Consider the following 18,360-nt stretch of genomic DNA (forward strand, 5'->3'; position numbering starts at 1 on the left):
CTATTTTTTCTTTTCGATTAAATCAATGATTTCCTTAAGCTCTTCTACACTAATCTTTTCTTCTCTAGCAAAAAATGAAACTACATTTTTGTAAGAGTTATTAAAGTAATTCTCAATTGCAGTAGTCATAAAGCGTTTTTTATAATCTTCCTTTTGTATTATAGGATAGTATTGATGCGTTTTGCCATATGCATTATAACTCACATATCCTTTCTCTTCAAGATTCCTTATTATAGTAGATAAGGTATTGTAATGGGGTTTGTCTGACTTAATTTTAGCTAAGACATCTTTTACAAAGGCTTTTTCAAGGTCCCAGAGAATATGCATTATTTCCTCTTCTTTGTTAGTTAATTTTTGCATTGGTACAGATTATGGTTTTATAATTGAATTCAAATATAACGGTTTTTTTAGTTATAAAACTATTTTTGTAGTTATTTAACGATATTTTTAGTTTTAATTACTCTTAAAAGAAGTGTTATATTCGTTCTTTATATCTATTTTGAATTAAACGTATTTAAGGTTAAATGAATCTATTACTTATTATTGCAGGCTTAATTGTTCTAGTTATTGGTGGTGAGTTTTTGGTAAGAGCATCTGTGGCATTATCTTTTAAAATGAAGATATCCAAACTAGTAATAGGCATGACAGTAGTATCATTTGCTACGTCTGCGCCAGAACTTTTAGTAAGTCTTAAAGCAGCACTCGATGGTGTAAGTGATATCGCTTTAGGAAATGTTATTGGCTCTAACATAGCTAATATTGGTCTTGTACTTGGCATAACTGCAATAATATCACCCTTAACAGTAGACAAGGAATTTTACAAGCTTAATTGGCCAATGCTCATGTTTATGTCCTTTGCACTATACTTTTTTCTTAAAAATGATAAGTTACTGTCATTTAGTGAAGGCTTAATATTGTTTGCTGTATTAATTATTTTCTTGGTATTACTGATTAGAGATTCAAGAAAAAAGACAAAATTAGTCTTGGCTGACGAAGTTGATGATGCGTTATCATTAACTTCAAATTTTAAAATAATGGTCTGGCTAATTATAGGAGCAATCGGTTTGTTTTATGGTTCTGAATGGTTGGTTGATGGGGCTAAAGGGTTAGCAAAATCAATTGGAGTAAGTGATTATGCCATTTCTGTTACAGTAATAGCCATAGGTACGAGTGTGCCAGAACTTGCAGCTTCGGTCATTGCTGCTCTTAAAAGAGAGAAGGCATTATCATTGGGTAATCTCATTGGTTCCAACATCTTTAATATAGCATCTGTACTTGGTCTCACTGCTATAATTAAACCAATTGAAGTAAACGCTCCAGTAATTTTATCTACTAATATATTCTGGATGATTGGTTTTTCGGCACTATTAATACCATTAGTTTTTTTAGGTACACGATTTGAAATAGGTAGGAGAAAAGGCCTATTGTTATTTATTGCCTATCTCATATTTATTAGTCTAACCTTTGTATAATAAAAAAACGACCCACAATGGAGTCGTTTTTATTTTCTATTCGTTTATTGATGTTTATACATCTGCAGACTTTACTGTCTGAACAATAATTCCTGCAACTTTGTATGGGTCTGCATTAGAAGCAGGTCTTCTGTCTTCTAACCAACCTTTCCATCCTTTTTCTACAGTAATAATAGGGATTCTAATTGAAGCACCTCTATCAGATACACCATAGCTAAAGTCGTTGATTGACGCTGTTTCGTGTAATCCTGTTAAACGTTGATCGTTAAACTCACCATAAACAGCAATGTGATCTTTTGCTACTGGACGGAAAGCCTCACATACTTTCTCGTACACATCTTTAGAACCAGCAGTTCTTAATAGTGTATTGGAGAAGTTTGCGTGCATACCAGACCCATTCCAGTCACCTTTAATTGGTTTAGGGTGATATTCAATATAGTATCCGTAATCTTCAGTTAATCTATCGAGCATATAACGAGCTACCCAAATTTGATCTCCAGCAGCTTTTGCTCCTTTTGCAAAGATTTGAAATTCCCATTGTCCGCTAGCAACCTCCTGGTTGATGCCTTCAAAGTTTAATCCAGCATCGATACAAAGATCTGCGTGACGCTCAACTAAATCTCTACCATGAGTGTTTTTTCCTCCTACAGAACAGTAGTACATTCCTTGAGGACCAGGATATCCACCAATTGGGAAACCTAAAGGCAATTGAGTTTCAGTATCCATAATAAAGTACTCTTGCTCAAAACCAAACCAGAAGTCGTTATCGTCATCGTCAATTTTTGCTCTTGCATTAGTTGGGTGTGGTGTTCCGTCAGCATTTAATACTTCAGTCATTACTAAGTATCCATCTCTACGTGCTGGGTCTGGGTAAATTGCAACAGGTTTTAGTAAACAATCAGAAGAACCACCTTCAGCTTGTTTTGTTGATGACCCATCAAAAGACCAAATTGGACAATCTTCTAATTTTCCGCTAAAATCATCTTCAATCTTAGTTTTACTTCTCATGTTTTGAGTTGGGAAGTAACCATCGAGCCATATGTACTCTAGTTTAGACTTGCTCATTATGTGTTATGTATTAGGTTAATAATGGAAGCAAATATAAATGAATTACTCTTTTTTAGATTAAAAAATAAGGGCTGATTTTCAGTTTTTTATCAAAAGTTTTTAACTTTTATCGTATTGATAAAAAAGTATGTTTTTGAGTAAGATATTTATAAAAAAACAATCCTTTTTTGAGAATTTTTAAAGCATTAGTTTTAACAAAAAAATACTAAAACGTTTTCGTTTAAATATTGAAAATCTGCGTTTTAGACTTATTAACAAATCAGATAAACTGCTATTAATTTTAGATTAAATAATTTTCGGTTTTTAAAAGAAGGACATTTAGATTTAGTTCAAAAAAATCTAAAAGACTGATAATCAATAATATAAGGTTAGTTTTTATTTTTTTTTTGAGCTAAAAATCCTATTTTTCGATGAAACGGGTAAATACTCGTTTAAAAACATTTGGGCTAATCTATTAAAATATAAATTTGTATGGTTAGGTTTTGGAAAACTCAGAATTTAACAAAAGCTATTAACAAAACACACTAAATCAATTAAGTAAAATTCTAATCATAATTGAACAATTGAATTTCAATTCTCCCCCGAAATATTCAATGTTCTTTATTACGAATGCAAGTGTTTTTTTAGTTTAAAAAATGACTATACGTTCTTTTTAGAATGCATATATAACATAACATCGAATTCGCTAATGTGTTTTTGATGTTAACAATTAATCAATTATTAATCTATTTAAATTAATCCATTAAATTAAAAATTATGAGGAATTATTTTTTAAGTGCTATAGCACTTCTATTTTGCGGAACTATGGTGTTTGCGCAATCTAACAACAGTAGAACTGTACAGGAAGGTGAGGGTAACCTTGCACTTGTTGCTCAGTTCGGTGAGTTAAACAGATCTCGTGTTTTCCAAAATGACCAAAACAGAGCAACTACTGGTGGTGTAGATAATGAAGCTTATGTAAACCAAACAGGTTTTAGAAATAAGTCTTTAATCAAGTCTGCCGGTGATAGAAACTTAGCTGACGTTCTACAAAATGGTCGTAGAAACGATGCTGAAATCGATCAAGGTGTTGGTTGGGCTGAAGATAACACTGCTACTGTAGATCAAGATGGTAGAAGAAATACATCTTACCAAAAGCAACGTTATGATAATAACTCAGCAAACGTTATCCAAGATGGTAACGATAACGATGCAGTTCAGGATCAAAGTACTGGAAGCAATCAAGCTGTTGGTAACGAAGCTGACGCTGAGCAAATAGGTAATGATAATGTGTCTTACCAATTACAAAGAGGTCCAGGGAATGATGCTGACGTAACTCAAATGGGAGATGATAACGATGCATATCAAGACCAAGATGGTTCTGATCATTGGGCTGTATCTGAGCAAACAGGAGATGATAACACATCTACTCAAACTCAAACTGGTTTTGCTAACTGGGCATTCACATACCAAACAGGTGATGGTAATACATCTACTCAAACTCAAGGTGGTTTTATTAACGATGCTTATGTATACCAAGATGGAGATGATAATACAGCAACTCAAACTCAAGGTGGTGGAGGTTTTAACTATGCTGAAAGTGATCAAGATGGTGATGGTAACACATCTGATCAAATTCAAGATGGTGGAGGAAATACTGCTTTAGTTACTCAAGATGGTGATGATAACTATGCTGGACAAGGTCAAGATGGTGGTGGAAACTACGCTACAACTACACAAAGAGGTAACGGAAACATTGCTGCTGGTCTTCAAATTGGTACAATCAATACATCTGACGTATTACAAAGAGGAGATGATAATGGTTCTTTAATCTTCCAAGGAGGTTTTGATAACTATTCAAGAATGAGACAAAGAGGTGATGGTAATGGTGCTGCTTCTGCTCAATTAGGATCTTTCAACACTAGTATAATTAACCAATTAGGTAACGGTAACCTTGCTGCTACTTTACAAGTTGGAGGAATATAATCAATAAAATCAGTCTTATGGACTTCATTAAATTAAGTCCTTGATTTTAAATATATTATAGAAGAAAGGAGTGAAATATCTCCTTTCTTTTATATATTGTAATACAAATACAATGATCATGAAATATGTTTTGATAACTCTATTGCTTACGTTCTCTCTTTCGTTTAGTAATGCACAGCAAAAGGTTGAGGCTGATAATAGCCAGACGAATAGAGTTTCGGAAATATTTAATTACACTAAATCAACTTCAAATTATTTACTGCTCAATCAAGTTGAAGCCAATCCTTTTCGTCAAAATGGCACGAGAAACCCTTCAACAAATTTAACCACAATAGAGCAAATTGGCAACCAAAATATTGCTAACTCAAGTACATCGTCTAATACATCAATGATAGAGTTAGTTCAAGTAGGCAATAATAACACTTTCCAAAGTACCAATACGTTACTCGACGTTAATGAACGTATCATCCAAAATGGAAATAATAATTCTATTACCAATTTTTCGTTTGGTAATATAAAAAGCTCATCCCTGAATATTTTACAGAATGGCAATAACTTGTCTGTAGAAAAATTTGGGACTAATAGCTTAACAGAAAAGCTATCGTTACGTGTTGTAGGTAATAATCAAACTGTTATTATTCGCAGTTTTTAAAAAAGACGTTTTGGTTACAAAATCGAGTTATATCATTCTCTTAATATGTCTCGTAATAAATCCGTTACTTCATAGTCAGACGACCAATACTGAAGTTATTTCAAAAGTTGAAGTCGAAACTTTGGCAGATGTACTAAACATTAAAGGTACAGTTGCTAGCAGAACTGAACTTATTAAGTCTTTAAGATACCAAATGATGGTATTTAGAAAAAACCCAAAAACTTCTAATGTTATTAAAGCTGAAAATGAAGGCCGATTTGTATTACAACCAAATCAAAAGAAAACATTAGCAGAGATTAAAATAAACCAAAATACTAGAGATAAAGTTACCGTTGTTATTTTGGTATATGACTCAGATAATAATTTGGTAGCAAGAGATCGGCAAGTAATACTTAATAATGACGAACAGAAAGTATCTAAAAAAATAATCGCGCCACCAAAAGAAGATGATTATGCAGGTTTAAGAGGTATAGTTATCGAAAATACCAAAACAAAACCAGGTCGAGACTTTTATGTCGACTTTTATTCCAACTACAGATTAAAGGGAATAAATGGTAGAGAAGTTGTTAAAATTACTGAGCAATTTAGTTTTGGAAGAAGTACAATTATGGAGGTGAGTGTTGGTAGTACTATAGTACATCGATTTTTTGTGCAACCTACCAGAGATTTTATTGAAAAACAATCAGATATAGCTATAATTAATGTTACAAGATATTTTATTAACTTGGAACGCCAGAAAAACTATATCAAACAATACTAGAAATCAATTCAACATGAAAAAAATATTAATCATATTCGGCTTTATTTTTACTGCTGGAGTTATGGAATCTCACTCACAACAGTTGGTTTACAGAGCTACGAATCCATTTTTTGGAGGTGATACGTTTAATTATCAATTTTTATTGCAAAGTGCTCAAGCCCAAAATTCTTTTACCGGTGATGATACTAACTTAAGAGATGAGAGATCGGATTTAGAACGTTTTACGGAGAATTTAAATAATCAACTGCTTAATCAACTCTCAAGGTCATTATTTAACCAACAATTTGGTACCGATGGAGAGTTAAGACCAGGTACATTCGCGTTTGGTTCTTTAGTTCTAGAAATTTTTGATTCTACTGAAGGATTGGTTATTGATATCCTTGATACCACAAACGGAGATCAGACTCAAGTTATTATCCCAGGAGGTAACTAGTACTAACATTGCCTTAGATTTATTGTATGAAAAATTTTAAACTACTTATATCATTAGTATTGGTGGTATGTATGTATGTATAGTTGTGGCACCTACTTCAATCAGCCTCTTAATGAACAAACAGCTCGCTTAGGTGAAGACACAAGAGTAAGTAAGATTCTTGCAGACCTACCTGTTCCGCAACAGCCAGTTGTTGTTGGAGTTTACAACTTTAGAGACCAAACAGGTCAGTTTAAACCAACTGAAAATGGGAGTACTTTTAGTACGGCTGTTACTCAAGGAGCAACAGCGATATTACTCAAAGCATTAGAAGATTCAAATTGGTTTATTGCTACTGAAAGAGAGAATCTTAACAATTTACTTAATGAGCGTCAGATTATAAAATCTACACGTGATGAATACGCAAAACTCAACGGAACAAATCCAGAGCGATTACGTCCATTATTATTTGCAGGTATTCTTCTAGAAGGAGGAATTATATCCTATGATACTAATATTGTCACTGGAGGATTAGGTGCGAGATATTTTGGAATCGGTGGCTCTACGGAGTATAGACAAGATAGAGTGACAATTTACCTTCGTGCAGTGTCTACATCAACAGGTGAAATTCTAAAAACCGTTTATGTGTCTAAGACGATTTTATCTCAAGCTTTAGACGCTAGTTATTTTAGGTTTGTAAGTTTTCAAAGATTGTTAGAAGCTGAAACAGGCTTCACAAGAAATGAACCTATTCAATTAGCTATTACAGAGGCGATAGAAAAAGCGGTACATTCACTTGTAGTTGAAGGTATTTCAGATCAACTTTGGTCTGCAAGACAAGAAGATGAAGACGAAGTTAATGCTTTACTTAAAGGCTACTATGAAGAGAAGAGTATCTCTGCAGAAACCAAACTTTTCGATAGACTATATAGAGATCGCAGAGGAAAGTCTGTAATTAATATAGCTGCCGGAACCAGCATTATAGATGGTGACTTATCTAACTCTAGACCTGAGTTTTTTGGTCGAGTAGGTTATAAAAGATACCTTAATCCTTATTTAAATGTTAATGGATCTTTAAACCAATTTAATTTAAGAAACGAAGGCGCATTTGATGAAGCACTGACCTCATTAGATTTTAATGCAGAATTTACCATACTACCATACGACAATTTAACACCTTTTGTTTATTCTGGTTTTGGTGCAAATGCAAGAAATAGCTTCTCTAATGTAGATTTAAAATTCCAATATGGTCTTGGTCTTGAGTACCTGGTTTCAGATCAATTAGGTCTAACCTTATTTGGAGAACAAAATATACTTTTTACTGATGAGCTTGACGGTGTAATAAGTGGTAAGCGAGATGATTTCTATTATAGATTTGGTTTAGGTCTAAACTTTTATTTATCACCACCAACATATGAAGGTACTGAAAAGCGTCGTTTAAGACAGCAAAAAGAAAACGATTTAAAAGCACTTAGAGAAGCTAACATAAGAGAAAAGAAAATTAAAGAAGCAGGAGATAATACTTCTACTTCAAAGCAAGAAGCTAGGCGTAAACTTCGAATGTTAAGAAGAGCCAACCAAAAAGCCCTAAAAGAAAATAAAAATAATGATAACGAGAATTAAAAAGAATAAGATGAATCGATATATAAAAATTACGGTAATATTTATTGTGTCTTTAGTGCTCGTTAATTGTAGTGAAGATGCTGTAGATAATTTAGCGAAAGGCACACTTACAGGTATCGTTGTTACAAATGGTACTAATCTTCCTTTAGAAAATGTAAAAATATCTACAAACCCTAGCTCAAGTACAGTTTTTACAGATGCACAAGGCGAATTTATTATAGAAGATATTTCTGTAGATCAATATTCAGTACAAGCTGAATTGGATGGATTTTTATCAGGCTTTGAAGCAGCAGAAGTAACTGAAGGGTCTACGGTAAATGTTGTATTTGAATTAGATGTTGAAACAGCAAATAACAGACCACCAACAACACCTATTTTGATTACACCTGCAGACAATGCAATAGATATCCCTTTAGATACACAATTGGTATGGTCAAGTAGTGATCCTGATGGAGATGAAATTAGTTATACAATTGAAATTAGAAATAATTTCGATGAAGAAGTGCTATCATTTTCAACAGTTAATGATACAATGGTAGATATTACAGGTTTAAGATTTGGGCTTAAGTATTTTTGGCAAGTGGGTGCAAAAGATACTGTTAATGAAGATGTAATACAAAGTGAAGTTAGTGCTTTCGAAACCATAAATGCTCCTGAGAATAGACATGTATTTGTAAGGAAAATTGGTGGAAATAATGTTATTTTTTCTGTAGATACAAGCGGTAATGAACTACAGCTAACGTCGTCGTCATCAAATAGCTATAGACCTAGACAAAATACGGTAGCGAACAAAATTGCTTACCTATCAAATAGCGGTTCAGAGACACATATATTTACTATGGACTTAGATGGGTCTAATGTACAGCAGATAACATCTCAGGTTCAGGTAAACGGTTTTGATTTGGAAGAAATAGACTTTGCTTGGACGCAAAATGGAGGTCGTATTTTATACCCAAATTTTGATAAGTTATATTCCATTAACGTAGATGGCACAGGATTATTTGAAGTATATCAAACCACAGATGCTAGTTTAATCACAGAGGTTTCTATTAGTGCAGACGAAAGTATAACGGCATTAAAAACGAATGATATTTCAGGTTATAATGTTTCAATATTTACAATTGATGGCTCAGGATCTGTTGTAGATATCGTCCTCTCAGGCGTGTCTGGAGCAGCAGGAGGATTAGACATCTCCGTAAATAATCAATTTATTTTGTACTGGTATGATGTTTCAGGCTTTGAAAGTTCTAACTACAGACAGTTAGACTCAAGAATATTTTTATATACAAGGTCTGACGGAAATGTGGATGATTTATCGGATGATAAGGTTGCTGGGACAAATGATTTTGATTGTAGATTCACTCCTAATGAAGCTGAAGTAATATTTACGAATACATCAAATGATGGCGTGTCTCAACACAATGTTCTAATTACAGACACAGATCCTAATGATGCAGGATTTACAAGAATAGTCTTTGTTGAAGATGGTGAAATGCCTGATTTTGAATAAGCAAAAATAAAATCAATGAGAAAGCATTCAATAATTTTTTTGAATGCTTTTTTTGTTTTAGTTAGATATCATCATTTAATAAATTATTTTTGTCCTATTAACAGATTAATATGAGTCAAGAAGTTAGTAAACGATATTCTCAAAGAGGTGTTTCGGCATCAAAAGAAGATGTACACAATGCTATTAAGAACATAGATAAGGGGCTATTTCCAAAAGCATTCTGTAAAATTGTACCAGACTTTCTAACAAACGATGATGATTATTGTTTAATAATGCACGCTGATGGTGCAGGGACAAAATCGTCTTTGGCATATATGTATTGGAAAGAAACTGGAGATCTTTCAGTTTGGAAAGGTATTGCCCAAGATGCTCTTATTATGAATATTGACGACTTATTATGTGTTGGAGCCACTGATAATATTATGTTGTCCTCCACAATAGGACGAAATAAAAATCTTATTCCGGGTGAAGTTATTTCTGCAATAATAAACGGAACAGAAGAATTAATACAGGATTTAAAAACGTTTGGAGTTACAATACATTCCACTGGTGGTGAAACGGCCGATGTTGGCGACTTAGTAAGAACAATTATAGTAGATTCCACCGTTACGGCGCGCATGAAGCGCAAAGATGTTATAGATAATGCAAATATTTCTGAAGGCGATGTTATTGTAGGCTTAGCATCTTTTGGACAAGCATCCTACGAAAAAGAATATAATGGCGGTATGGGAAGTAATGGATTAACTTCTGCTCGCCATGACGTATTTCATAAGTATTTGGCAGATAAGTTCCCTGAAAGTTTTGATGCAGCTGTCCCTTCCGATTTGGTATATTCAGGACATGTAAAACTAACTGACGAAGTTGATAATGCTCCGATAGATGCAGGAAAGTTAGTTTTATCACCTACTAGAACTTATGCACCTATTATAAAAGAGATACTTTCAAAATACAACTCTGATTCTATACATGGCATGATTCATTGTTCTGGTGGTGCACAAACTAAGATTCTTCATTTTGTAGATGATTTGCATATTATCAAAGACAATATGTTTGTAATACCACCTTTATTTAAACTTATTCAAGAGCAATCTAAAACCGACTGGAAAGAAATGTATCAGGTGTTTAACTGTGGCCATCGGATGGAGTTATACGTTAATCCAGAAATAGCTGAAGATATTATCGCTATATCAAAATCTTTTAATGTTAATGCTCAAGTCATTGGTAGAGTAGAAGCTGCTGAAAGCAAAAAACTAACTATTAAAAGTGAATATGGTGTTTTTGAGTATTAATCTACAAAGTTCCAATATTTAAATACCCGTAATCTTCTAATTCTTTTAGGTCTTTGATATGCTTAGTAGTTCCATTTTTTAAAAGATAAATCTTGTCTGTAACTTCTAAGATATCATCATATCTATGATCAGTTAGGATTATTAATTTCTGCTTTTTTTCTTCTAAAATTAATTGTTTTACTTGCTCAATAAATAAGGGAGAAATACCATTAAAGGGTTCATCAAGTAATACAATTTTACTTTTGCTTTTAAGAGCTATATAGCATTCAATACAGCGACGTTGACCACCAGAAAGTTTACCAAATTTCATGTTTTCCAAATCCGAATAATCTTCAAAATAGCCTGTAAATGTTGGCCAATCTATTTTGAATAGCTCAAAAATAGTTTTTAGCTTAAAACCTTTTGGTATAGAATCGTATTGAGGTAAGTACTTAACAGTATGAGTTTGGTATAAAGGTTTTTTCAAGAGTTTTCCGCCTATTCTTATGGATTTATACTTTGGTATAAGATTACCAAAAATGATGTCTATAAGACTAGATTTACCACAACCGTTACTACCTAAAATTGCGGTCACTTGTCCAGTTTCTGCTTCTAGGTAAATACCATTTAGTATACGTTTGTTTTTAAAGTAAAGTTCTACATTATCTATTTCAAATTTCATTTTTAATTAAGTGAATTCCTTAAAAATAGTAAGGAATATGATGGTTAAAATACAATCGATAACAAATACAATAAAGAATAGTCTCACAGGAGATATTCCTAAGTTTTTGTAAAAGGTCAATTTTCGTTTTTGAGCGGTTTCATGAACATAGTACCATGCAAAAACCGTTAAAAACAGTTTCGTTATTAATGCTGGAGCGAGATGAGGGTTAAAAAAACCTATTATCGCATTAACAATAAATGACCAAACTACAAACGGTTTATAAAATGCAAGTATAGCTAGGAATCGATGCATATACCTTCTTAAACGGTGATTCTATTTATTTATTTTTTACTGTTAATATGTATGCTAATTTGACATTTTAAAGTTGAATAATTATCGTATTTTTACTGCCAATTTTCAGGATACATGCTAGAGAAAATTCAAATTGTAAAACAACGTTTTGACGAGGTTAATGATTTAATCATTCAACCTGATATTATATCTGACCAAAAGCGATATATTCAACTAAATAAAGAGTATAAGGACTTAAAAAAGATAGTAGATAAAGGCACTTTATATAAAGAGCTTTTAGACAATGTTGCTGAGGCGGAAGAAATTATATCAGATGGCTCAGATGACGAAATGGTTGAGATGGCAAAAATGCAACTTGACGAAGCTAAAGAGCAGTTGCCAAAATTAGAAGAAGAAATCCGATTTTTACTTATACCAAAAGATCCAGATGATGCTAAAAATGTGGTTGTTGAAGTAAGAGCAGGTACAGGTGGTGATGAGGCGAGTATTTTTGCAGGAGATTTATATAGAATGTATTCTAAATATTGCTCAGACAAAGGTTGGAGTACAAGTGTTGTTAGTATGAATGAAGGCACATCAGGAGGTTTTAAAGAAATTATTTTTGAAGTATCTGGCGAAGATGTATACGGCACAATGAAGTTTGAAGCTGGCGTACACCGTGTACAACGAGTACCACAAACCGAAACTCAAGGTCGTGTACATACAAGTGCCGCTACCGTAATGGTATTGCCTGAGGCAGAGGAGTTTGATTTTGAATTGGATATGACTGAGGTGCGTATAGAACGTACTACATCTACAGGTCCTGGAGGTCAATCTGTAAATACAACCTATTCAGCAATTAAGCTTCACCATGAGCCAACAGGTATGATTGTGAGTTGTCAAGACCAAAAATCATCACACAAAAATTTAGAAAAAGCGCTTAAAGTTTTACGTTCTCGATTATATGAAGAAGAAATGCGAAAGCGAGCTGCTGCAGATTCTGAAAAGCGAAAAAGTATGGTGAGCTCTGGAGATAGAAGTGCAAAGATTAGAACGTACAACTATCCGCAAGGCCGTGTTACAGATCACAGAATTGGTTTAACACTTTACGATTTACAGAATATTATCAATGGAGATATTCAAAAAATTATAGACGAATTAATGTTAGCTGAAAACACTGAGCTGTTGAAAGCTAATGACGAAATAATTTAAAGCTAAGCCTCAAAAAAGAGGCTTTTTTTTATACATGACAACAACACAACTTATAGAACAAATTCATACAAAGCAATCGTTTTTGTGTATAGGTCTAGATGTAGACTTAAATAAAATTCCTAAGCATTTATTAGATACTGAAGATCCAATATTTGAGTTTAATAAAGCCATTATAGATGCTACGCATCACTTGTGTGTAGCCTATAAACCTAATACAGCGTTTTATGAAGCATACGGTATTAAAGGTTGGCAAGCGTTAGAGAAGACCATTAAATACCTAAACGCTAATCATCCAGAAATATATACCATAGCTGATGCTAAACGTGGAGATATAGGCAATACAAGTAGCATGTACGCTAAAGCCTTTTTCGAGGATTTAGGTTTTGATAGTGTAACGGTTGCACCATATATGGGAAAAGATTCTGTTGAACCTTTTTTGGCATTTAAAGACAAGCATACTATTCTGTTAGCATTAACATCTAATAAAGGCGCTTTTGATTTTCAGACGTTAAATGTCGATCATCGAGAATTATATAAAAGAGTTTTAGAAACTTCTAAAACATGGACCAATTCTGAACATTTAATGTATGTAGTTGGTGCGACAAAGGCTGAATATTTAGCAGAAATTAGAGAGATAATTCCTGAAAGCTTTTTGTTAGTTCCAGGAGTTGGTGCTCAAGGAGGTAATCTTCAAGATGTATGCAAATATGGTATGACGGATAACATAGGCTTGCTTATTAACTCTTCTAGAGGAATTATTTATGCATCTCAAGCTGAAGATTTTGCCGAAGCCTCAGCAGCTAAAGCTCTTGAGTTACAGGTTCAGATGAAGGCTATATTAGCTAGTACGTAATATCCTTTTTTAATGACGTTTAAGGACCAACTCAATAGAGAGATTCATCTTCCTAAAAAACCAAAACGTATTGTTTCTTTGGTGCCTTCCCAAACAGAATTGCTTGTCGATTTGGGTTTAATAGATTCAATTGTTGGTATTACTAAGTTTTGTGTACATCCAAAAGAATTAAGAAAACAAAAAGAAGTTGTTGGCGGAACCAAACAAGTAAAAGTAGATAAAATAGCTGAACTTAAGCCAGATATTATTCTTTGTAATAAGGAGGAAAATAGTTTAGAAATTATTCAGAACCTTAGGACTATTGCTCCAATCCATATCAGTGATATTTATAATTTAGAGGACTGTTTTGAATTGATAGAAATGTATGGTGAACTATTCGAAGTACAAAATAAAGCAGAGGATATTGTCAATGATATTAGACAAGAACGCGAAAGTTATAAGACAAAATATACTGCGCAAGCCAAACATAAAGTAGCCTATTTCATTTGGAAAGAACCATGGATGGTAGCAGCTTCTAATACGTTTATAAATACAATGCTAAAAGAAGCAAACTTTGAGAATGTTTTTGAGTCGGAGAAACGTTACCCAGAACTATCGCTAAGCCATCCCAAACTAGTTGAAGCAGATGCTATTTTATTGTCCTCAGAACCTTATCCTTTTAAGGAAAAACACATAGAAGAATTGCAATCGATTTTCCCAAAAAAGACCATTATAACTGTCGATGGAGAATTATTCTCTTGGCATGGAAGTAGAATCAAATATTCGTATCAATACTTTTCTAAACTAAGTATTTAAAAAGAAAAAGCCGATATGATCATATCGACTTATCAACTAACTTACATAGTGTGAAATCTAACTCAACTCTTTATTACAAATATCTAAACTTTATTTGCAGTAAATGTTATGTTAATATTAGCAGATAATTAAATGTACTTTAATAACTTAGAACAAATAATCTAAATCATGAAGTACTATTTATCTACACTAATTTTTGCGTCATTTCTACTTGTAAGTTATGCCCAGAATTCAGCCTGTGCTTGCTGTACAGATAACCACAAAGCGTTTTCGTTTTGGGAAGGTGAATGGACTGTTTCTCAAAATGGAAAAAAAGCAGGAGATAATAAGCTTAAGTTTATACAAAACGGATGCGTCTTAGAAGAAAACTGGACAAGCGTATCTCCAGGTTATACCGGTACAAGCCATAGTTTTTATAATGCTAGTAAGCAGCAATGGGAACAATTATGGATTGATAACCAAGGTGTAAGTCTTCATCTTAAAGGCCATAGAAAAGGGAACCAAATGATTTTAAAAACAGACAAGGCCATTAATAAAAAAGGCAATTCATTTGTTAATAGAGTTACTTGGACAGATAATGACGACGGCACAGTGAGACAGCTATGGGAAATCATAACTCAAACCGATGATGGTGAGAAAATATCGGTTGCCTTTGACGGACTTTATAAAAAAGTTAATGATTAGTCTTGTAATGCAAAAACCCGTTTTAACAAATCAGTAGTTCTAGAAGATACTTTATTGCGTATGTCTTTTTCTTCTACCGCGATCATTGTATAAACCCCTTTTAAAGCCTCATTAGTAACATATTCTGTTAAATCTGGGTCTACATCGTTTGTAAAAGGAAGATTATTATACTTTGTAATTAAATTGCTCCATATTTGATCTGCACCTACCTTGGTGAAAGAGTTATTTATTACAGGTCTGAATTTGGAATATAACGCTTGCTTAGTTCTATCTTCCAAATAACTTGTAGCCGCATTGTCATTACCTAAAAGTATATTTTTTGCATCGTTAAATGTTATACCTTTAACTGCATCAACAAAAATAGGAGTAGCTTCTTTAACAGCATCCTCTGCAGCTCTATTCAGAATTTTTAAGCCTTCGTCGGCTAGATTTGAAAGCCCAATATCCCTTAACGCTTTGTCAATTTTTTGTAAGTCTTCAGGTAGCAATATTTTTACAAGTTCATTTTTAAAAAAGCCATCTTTTTGAGTGAGCTTTGTGACCTGTTTATCTACCCCAAAATCTAATGCTTGTCTTAAACCAGAAGCAATATCTGTATTGCTAATTGTACCATCAGGTTGAGGTAATTCGTTAATTACTTGCTGCAATTCAGCACAAGATGTTAATAAAAATAGTGAAACAAAAAGAGGTATAATCTTTTTCATATCCTTGATGAGTTTACTTTAACGTAATTCAAATATATACATAATGAAAACGTTATTTATTCAGAAATATTAAATTTAGCACGGTATTTGAAAATCATCATCATAAATATCAGTTAATGGCCGATACTAAAACACTTATCTTAGGAATACTTATAAGCTTCAGCTCAGTGGCTTCTTATACTCAGATTAATGTCTCTGAGGTAATACAAGAGTCGCAGATATCGCAATCTCAAGAGAATAAGCTCTATTTTATAGATTTTTGGGCAACCTGGTGTGGACCATGTGTTTACGCTAAAAAAATGCTTACCGTACTACAAAAGCAACATCCTAAAGATTTTTATGTCATTTCATTGTCTGATGAAAGTGCAAGCCTTGTAGAGCGATATTTGTCTAAACGGCCAAGTGAATTGGCTATTGCTGTTGATGATTTTGGGAATACATTCAATACTTATAATATAATATCTAGACCCCAAGGTGTATTGCTCAATGCAAAAGGTGAGAAACTTTGGCAAGGTCATCCATCGGATTTAAGCTCACAAATGGTAAATAGATTTTTGAAAAATACGACATCAAGAGTGAGTGTTAGTGACTTTATAAAAACAGTTCAGAAAATACCATTAATAGAAAATGACTACACCCTAAAAGCTGATTTTGAATTAAAAGAGTACAAAAAAGAAGTTTCTCAATTAGAGGTTTACGAGACAGATGCTTATTTACGACTTAGAGGGAAGCTAGATAAAATCCTCGGTTATCTTACAAAAACATACGAAGGTCAAATTGATGTTTCAGAAAACGCGAATAAAACTTATGAGCTATATGTTACAAAATCATACAAGTACCTTAAAGATTATGGTTTTAAGGTTATTAATAAATTAAACCTACAACTTATTGAAAAACAAATAATTGGGGAAGTTATGCTGCTTGAAGTTGATCGCCCTAATTTCTGGGATACTAAACAGATTGATTGGGGTAAAAATGGAACGAAGTATTTATTAGGCGATACAGATATTACAGCAGATAATATTAGTCTCAATGAATTATCTTATTTAATGGCTGAAGTATTAGAAACACCAATTGTGGTTTCAACTCAGACCAAAGATGACTTATACTCATTACATGATTGGCAGTTACATTATAAATACTACCAGTTTATGGAAAGTAATTTATTGGATTATGGTATTTCTGTTAGTAAAACTAAAAGTTCCTATCCAAAATATATTATCACAAAAAAAGCACCTTAAAAAGGTGCTTTTTAATTATATCAGTAGTTTGACTTAGTTAGCATTTACTACTCTAAACTCTGTTCTTCTATTTTGTTGATGTTGTGCCTCAGAACAATCCACACCGTTAGCACATCTATTTTTAAGTCTAGTCTCACCATAGCCTCTAGCTGAAAGCCGATCTCTAGAAATACCTTTGTTTACTAAGTAATTTACTACAGATTGAGCACGCTGCTGAGATAAAGATTGATTAAACGAATCATTGCCTCTAGAATCTGTATGTGACATAATTTCTACATTAGCTCTAGAATCTTGCATTAATGGTAATAAAGTTTCATCAATGGTCTTTTTAGAAGCATTAGTTAAACGTGCGCTACCTAATTCGTAATAAATAGGTAATACATTAGCCTCTAATAATCCACAATCAACTTCTTCCCATGCAGATATGTTTCCTTTTTTATCTAGCACAGTCCTTGTGATGCTTTTACTTTTAGAATCTACAGTTGTTGGAACAGTTTTAGCAGGAGTATCTACAACTAATCTTTTTATTGTTGCATATTCAGCTGGAACTTCAATTTCATTTACTCGAGCAGGAGTCTTTACAACCCTTTTAGTATAAGTTCTAGTTTGCTCAGGGACATTGTTACTAGTTGTATTTGCATCTGAAGCTAAAGTTGTAAATGATACTTCTCTAAATTGTGCTGGATACTCAACAAAGCACGCCGATACACAATCATTTTTATCAACAGATGGACAATCTTCTAGGATTTTGTATTCCCATCCAGAAGTCTTAGGATAAGTCTCATAAGTTTTAGAATCGGTTCCAAATGTAGCTGGCACAACATTTAGATCAGTACGACCTTCTTTTTTTACATAAGATACTTCAACAGTCTCATATACTGCTGGTACAAATTCGTATCGTTTTGAGGCTTCTTTGACCAATACACGCTCTTCTACAGTTTTGTAAGTAGCAGGTACGACTTCTAAAGTTGTGTAAGAAGGATAAGATTGGTAAGTGTCAGTAACTTCCTTAAAAGTGTCTTTAGTAATACATTTTACATAGCACTTTCCAGGTGTTGGGTTTGCTGGTAAATCTTGAGCATTTGTTGCTCCATAGCCAGCAATTAAGCATACTAATAATAATAGTTTTTGTTTCATAAGAAAAAATGTTAGTGGTATAATATTTATGCTTTATCTAGTTTCTTTC

19 protein-coding genes are annotated in these 18,360 nt (G+C 33.1%); 13 read left to right on the forward strand and 6 right to left on the reverse strand.

What is annotated here, in order from left to right; all coding sequences use genetic code 11:
- Nucleotides 1-360 (reverse strand): BlaI/MecI/CopY family transcriptional regulator, encoded by a 360-nt coding sequence (locus ED556_RS04705; RefSeq protein WP_296319966.1) that lies wholly within the window; start codon nucleotides 358-360, stop codon nucleotides 1-3.
- A 164-nt stretch (nucleotides 361-524) separates the two neighbouring features.
- Between ED556_RS04705 and ED556_RS04710 the strand changes: the two genes are divergently transcribed.
- On the forward strand, nucleotides 525-1,472 hold the full coding sequence (locus ED556_RS04710; protein ID WP_296319970.1) for a calcium/sodium antiporter: 948 nt from the start codon (nucleotides 525-527) through the stop codon (nucleotides 1,470-1,472).
- A 54-nt stretch (nucleotides 1,473-1,526) separates the two neighbouring features.
- Here the strand turns inward: ED556_RS04710 and ED556_RS04715 are convergent, their stop codons facing one another.
- Nucleotides 1,527-2,537, reverse strand: a complete 1,011-nt coding sequence (locus tag ED556_RS04715) for a glutamine synthetase beta-grasp domain-containing protein (RefSeq protein WP_296319973.1) — start codon at nucleotides 2,535-2,537, stop codon at nucleotides 1,527-1,529.
- Nucleotides 2,538-3,296: 759 nt separating this feature from the next.
- On the opposite strand from ED556_RS04715, the gene ED556_RS04720 reads away from it, so the two are divergent.
- From ED556_RS04720 to ED556_RS04750, 7 genes are all read left to right on the forward strand, one after another.
- A complete protein-coding gene (locus tag ED556_RS04720; protein ID WP_296319976.1) occupies nucleotides 3,297-4,505 on the forward strand; it encodes a hypothetical protein in 1,209 nt (402 codons plus the stop codon).
- 118 nt (nucleotides 4,506-4,623) lie between these two features.
- On the forward strand, nucleotides 4,624-5,157 hold the full coding sequence (locus ED556_RS04725; RefSeq protein WP_296319980.1) for a hypothetical protein: 534 nt from the start codon (nucleotides 4,624-4,626) through the stop codon (nucleotides 5,155-5,157).
- Between the two features lie 10 nt (nucleotides 5,158-5,167).
- Nucleotides 5,168-5,917: a CsgE family curli-type amyloid fiber assembly protein gene (locus ED556_RS04730; RefSeq protein ID WP_296319982.1), complete on the forward strand. Its 750-nt coding sequence runs from the start codon at nucleotides 5,168-5,170 to the stop codon at nucleotides 5,915-5,917.
- Nucleotides 5,918-5,930: 13 nt separating this feature from the next.
- Nucleotides 5,931-6,350 carry a curli assembly protein CsgF gene (locus ED556_RS04735; RefSeq protein WP_296319986.1) on the forward strand — a complete coding sequence of 140 codons (420 nt, stop codon included), beginning with the start codon at nucleotides 5,931-5,933 and terminating at the stop codon, nucleotides 6,348-6,350.
- Between the two features lie 75 nt (nucleotides 6,351-6,425).
- Entirely contained in the window at nucleotides 6,426-7,952 is a 1,527-nt protein-coding gene (locus tag ED556_RS04740; RefSeq protein ID WP_366663739.1) for a CsgG/HfaB family protein, read from the forward strand.
- A gap of 10 nt (nucleotides 7,953-7,962) precedes the next feature.
- Nucleotides 7,963-9,462, forward strand: coding sequence for a carboxypeptidase-like regulatory domain-containing protein (locus ED556_RS04745; RefSeq protein ID WP_296319989.1), 1,500 nt, complete (start codon nucleotides 7,963-7,965; stop codon nucleotides 9,460-9,462).
- Nucleotides 9,463-9,572: 110 nt separating this feature from the next.
- Nucleotides 9,573-10,751 (forward strand): AIR synthase related protein, encoded by a 1,179-nt coding sequence (locus ED556_RS04750; RefSeq protein WP_296319991.1) that lies wholly within the window; start codon nucleotides 9,573-9,575, stop codon nucleotides 10,749-10,751.
- 1 nt (nucleotide 10,752) lies between these two features.
- Here the strand turns inward: ED556_RS04750 and ED556_RS04755 are convergent, their stop codons facing one another.
- Together ED556_RS04755 and ED556_RS04760 are read right to left on the reverse strand one after the other, a co-directional pair.
- Nucleotides 10,753-11,412: an ATP-binding cassette domain-containing protein gene (locus ED556_RS04755; protein WP_296319994.1), complete on the reverse strand. Its 660-nt coding sequence runs from the start codon at nucleotides 11,410-11,412 to the stop codon at nucleotides 10,753-10,755.
- 6 nt (nucleotides 11,413-11,418) lie between these two features.
- Complete coding sequence (locus ED556_RS04760; protein WP_296319996.1) at nucleotides 11,419-11,706, reverse strand: hypothetical protein; 288 nt, start codon at nucleotides 11,704-11,706, stop codon at nucleotides 11,419-11,421.
- A gap of 114 nt (nucleotides 11,707-11,820) precedes the next feature.
- On the opposite strand from ED556_RS04760, the gene prfA reads away from it, so the two are divergent.
- The 4 genes from prfA to ED556_RS04780 all read left to right on the forward strand — a co-directional run bounded on the left by prfA (nucleotide 11,821) and on the right by ED556_RS04780 (nucleotide 15,229).
- Nucleotides 11,821-12,897 (forward strand): peptide chain release factor 1, encoded by a 1,077-nt coding sequence (prfA, locus tag ED556_RS04765; RefSeq protein WP_296319998.1) that lies wholly within the window; start codon nucleotides 11,821-11,823, stop codon nucleotides 12,895-12,897.
- Nucleotides 12,898-12,931: 34 nt separating this feature from the next.
- Nucleotides 12,932-13,750, forward strand: coding sequence for an orotidine-5'-phosphate decarboxylase (gene pyrF / locus ED556_RS04770; RefSeq protein WP_296320000.1), 819 nt, complete (start codon nucleotides 12,932-12,934; stop codon nucleotides 13,748-13,750).
- A 12-nt stretch (nucleotides 13,751-13,762) separates the two neighbouring features.
- Nucleotides 13,763-14,545: an ABC transporter substrate-binding protein gene (locus tag ED556_RS04775; protein ID WP_296320003.1), complete on the forward strand. Its 783-nt coding sequence runs from the start codon at nucleotides 13,763-13,765 to the stop codon at nucleotides 14,543-14,545.
- A 168-nt stretch (nucleotides 14,546-14,713) separates the two neighbouring features.
- Nucleotides 14,714-15,229, forward strand: coding sequence for a hypothetical protein (locus ED556_RS04780; protein ID WP_296320005.1), 516 nt, complete (start codon nucleotides 14,714-14,716; stop codon nucleotides 15,227-15,229).
- Here ED556_RS04780 and ED556_RS04785 read toward each other — a convergent pair.
- Nucleotides 15,226-15,933, reverse strand: a complete 708-nt coding sequence (locus ED556_RS04785; RefSeq protein WP_296320009.1) for a DUF4197 domain-containing protein — start codon at nucleotides 15,931-15,933, stop codon at nucleotides 15,226-15,228. The two genes, ED556_RS04780 and ED556_RS04785, sit on opposite strands and share 4 nt — an antisense overlap.
- Nucleotides 15,934-16,049: 116 nt before the next feature.
- Between ED556_RS04785 and ED556_RS04790 the strand changes: the two genes are divergently transcribed.
- Nucleotides 16,050-17,174: a TlpA disulfide reductase family protein gene (locus tag ED556_RS04790; protein ID WP_296320012.1), complete on the forward strand. Its 1,125-nt coding sequence runs from the start codon at nucleotides 16,050-16,052 to the stop codon at nucleotides 17,172-17,174.
- Between the two features lie 33 nt (nucleotides 17,175-17,207).
- Here the strand turns inward: ED556_RS04790 and ED556_RS04795 are convergent, their stop codons facing one another.
- Nucleotides 17,208-18,311 (reverse strand): OmpA family protein, encoded by a 1,104-nt coding sequence (locus tag ED556_RS04795; RefSeq protein WP_296320015.1) that lies wholly within the window; start codon nucleotides 18,309-18,311, stop codon nucleotides 17,208-17,210.
- Between the last annotated feature and the right edge of the window lie 49 nt (nucleotides 18,312-18,360).

The organism is Winogradskyella sp. (assembly GCF_003712105.1).
Classification (GTDB): Bacteria; Bacteroidota; Bacteroidia; order Flavobacteriales; family Flavobacteriaceae; genus Winogradskyella.

Coding starts and splice junctions, on each gene's coding strand:
- ED556_RS04705 (WP_296319966.1), bottom strand. CDS start 360: ATGCAAAAATTAACTAACAAAGAAGAGGAAATAATGCATATTCTCTGG.
- ED556_RS04710 (WP_296319970.1), top strand. CDS start 525: ATGAATCTATTACTTATTATTGCAGGCTTAATTGTTCTAGTTATTGGT.
- ED556_RS04715 (WP_296319973.1), bottom strand. CDS start 2,537: ATGAGCAAGTCTAAACTAGAGTACATATGGCTCGATGGTTACTTCCCA.
- ED556_RS04720 (WP_296319976.1), top strand. CDS start 3,297: ATGAGGAATTATTTTTTAAGTGCTATAGCACTTCTATTTTGCGGAACT.
- ED556_RS04725 (WP_296319980.1), top strand. CDS start 4,624: ATGAAATATGTTTTGATAACTCTATTGCTTACGTTCTCTCTTTCGTTT.
- ED556_RS04735 (WP_296319986.1), top strand. CDS start 5,931: ATGAAAAAAATATTAATCATATTCGGCTTTATTTTTACTGCTGGAGTT.
- ED556_RS04740 (WP_366663739.1), top strand. CDS start 6,426: ATGTATAGTTGTGGCACCTACTTCAATCAGCCTCTTAATGAACAAACA.
- ED556_RS04745 (WP_296319989.1), top strand. CDS start 7,963: ATGAATCGATATATAAAAATTACGGTAATATTTATTGTGTCTTTAGTG.
- ED556_RS04750 (WP_296319991.1), top strand. CDS start 9,573: ATGAGTCAAGAAGTTAGTAAACGATATTCTCAAAGAGGTGTTTCGGCA.
- ED556_RS04755 (WP_296319994.1), bottom strand. CDS start 11,412: ATGAAATTTGAAATAGATAATGTAGAACTTTACTTTAAAAACAAACGT.
- ED556_RS04760 (WP_296319996.1), bottom strand. CDS start 11,706: ATGCATCGATTCCTAGCTATACTTGCATTTTATAAACCGTTTGTAGTT.
- prfA (WP_296319998.1), top strand. CDS start 11,821: ATGCTAGAGAAAATTCAAATTGTAAAACAACGTTTTGACGAGGTTAAT.
- pyrF (WP_296320000.1), top strand. CDS start 12,932: ATGACAACAACACAACTTATAGAACAAATTCATACAAAGCAATCGTTT.
- ED556_RS04775 (WP_296320003.1), top strand. CDS start 13,763: ATGACGTTTAAGGACCAACTCAATAGAGAGATTCATCTTCCTAAAAAA.
- ED556_RS04780 (WP_296320005.1), top strand. CDS start 14,714: ATGAAGTACTATTTATCTACACTAATTTTTGCGTCATTTCTACTTGTA.
- ED556_RS04785 (WP_296320009.1), bottom strand. CDS start 15,933: ATGAAAAAGATTATACCTCTTTTTGTTTCACTATTTTTATTAACATCT.
- ED556_RS04790 (WP_296320012.1), top strand. CDS start 16,050: ATGGCCGATACTAAAACACTTATCTTAGGAATACTTATAAGCTTCAGC.
- ED556_RS04795 (WP_296320015.1), bottom strand. CDS start 18,311: ATGAAACAAAAACTATTATTATTAGTATGCTTAATTGCTGGCTATGGA.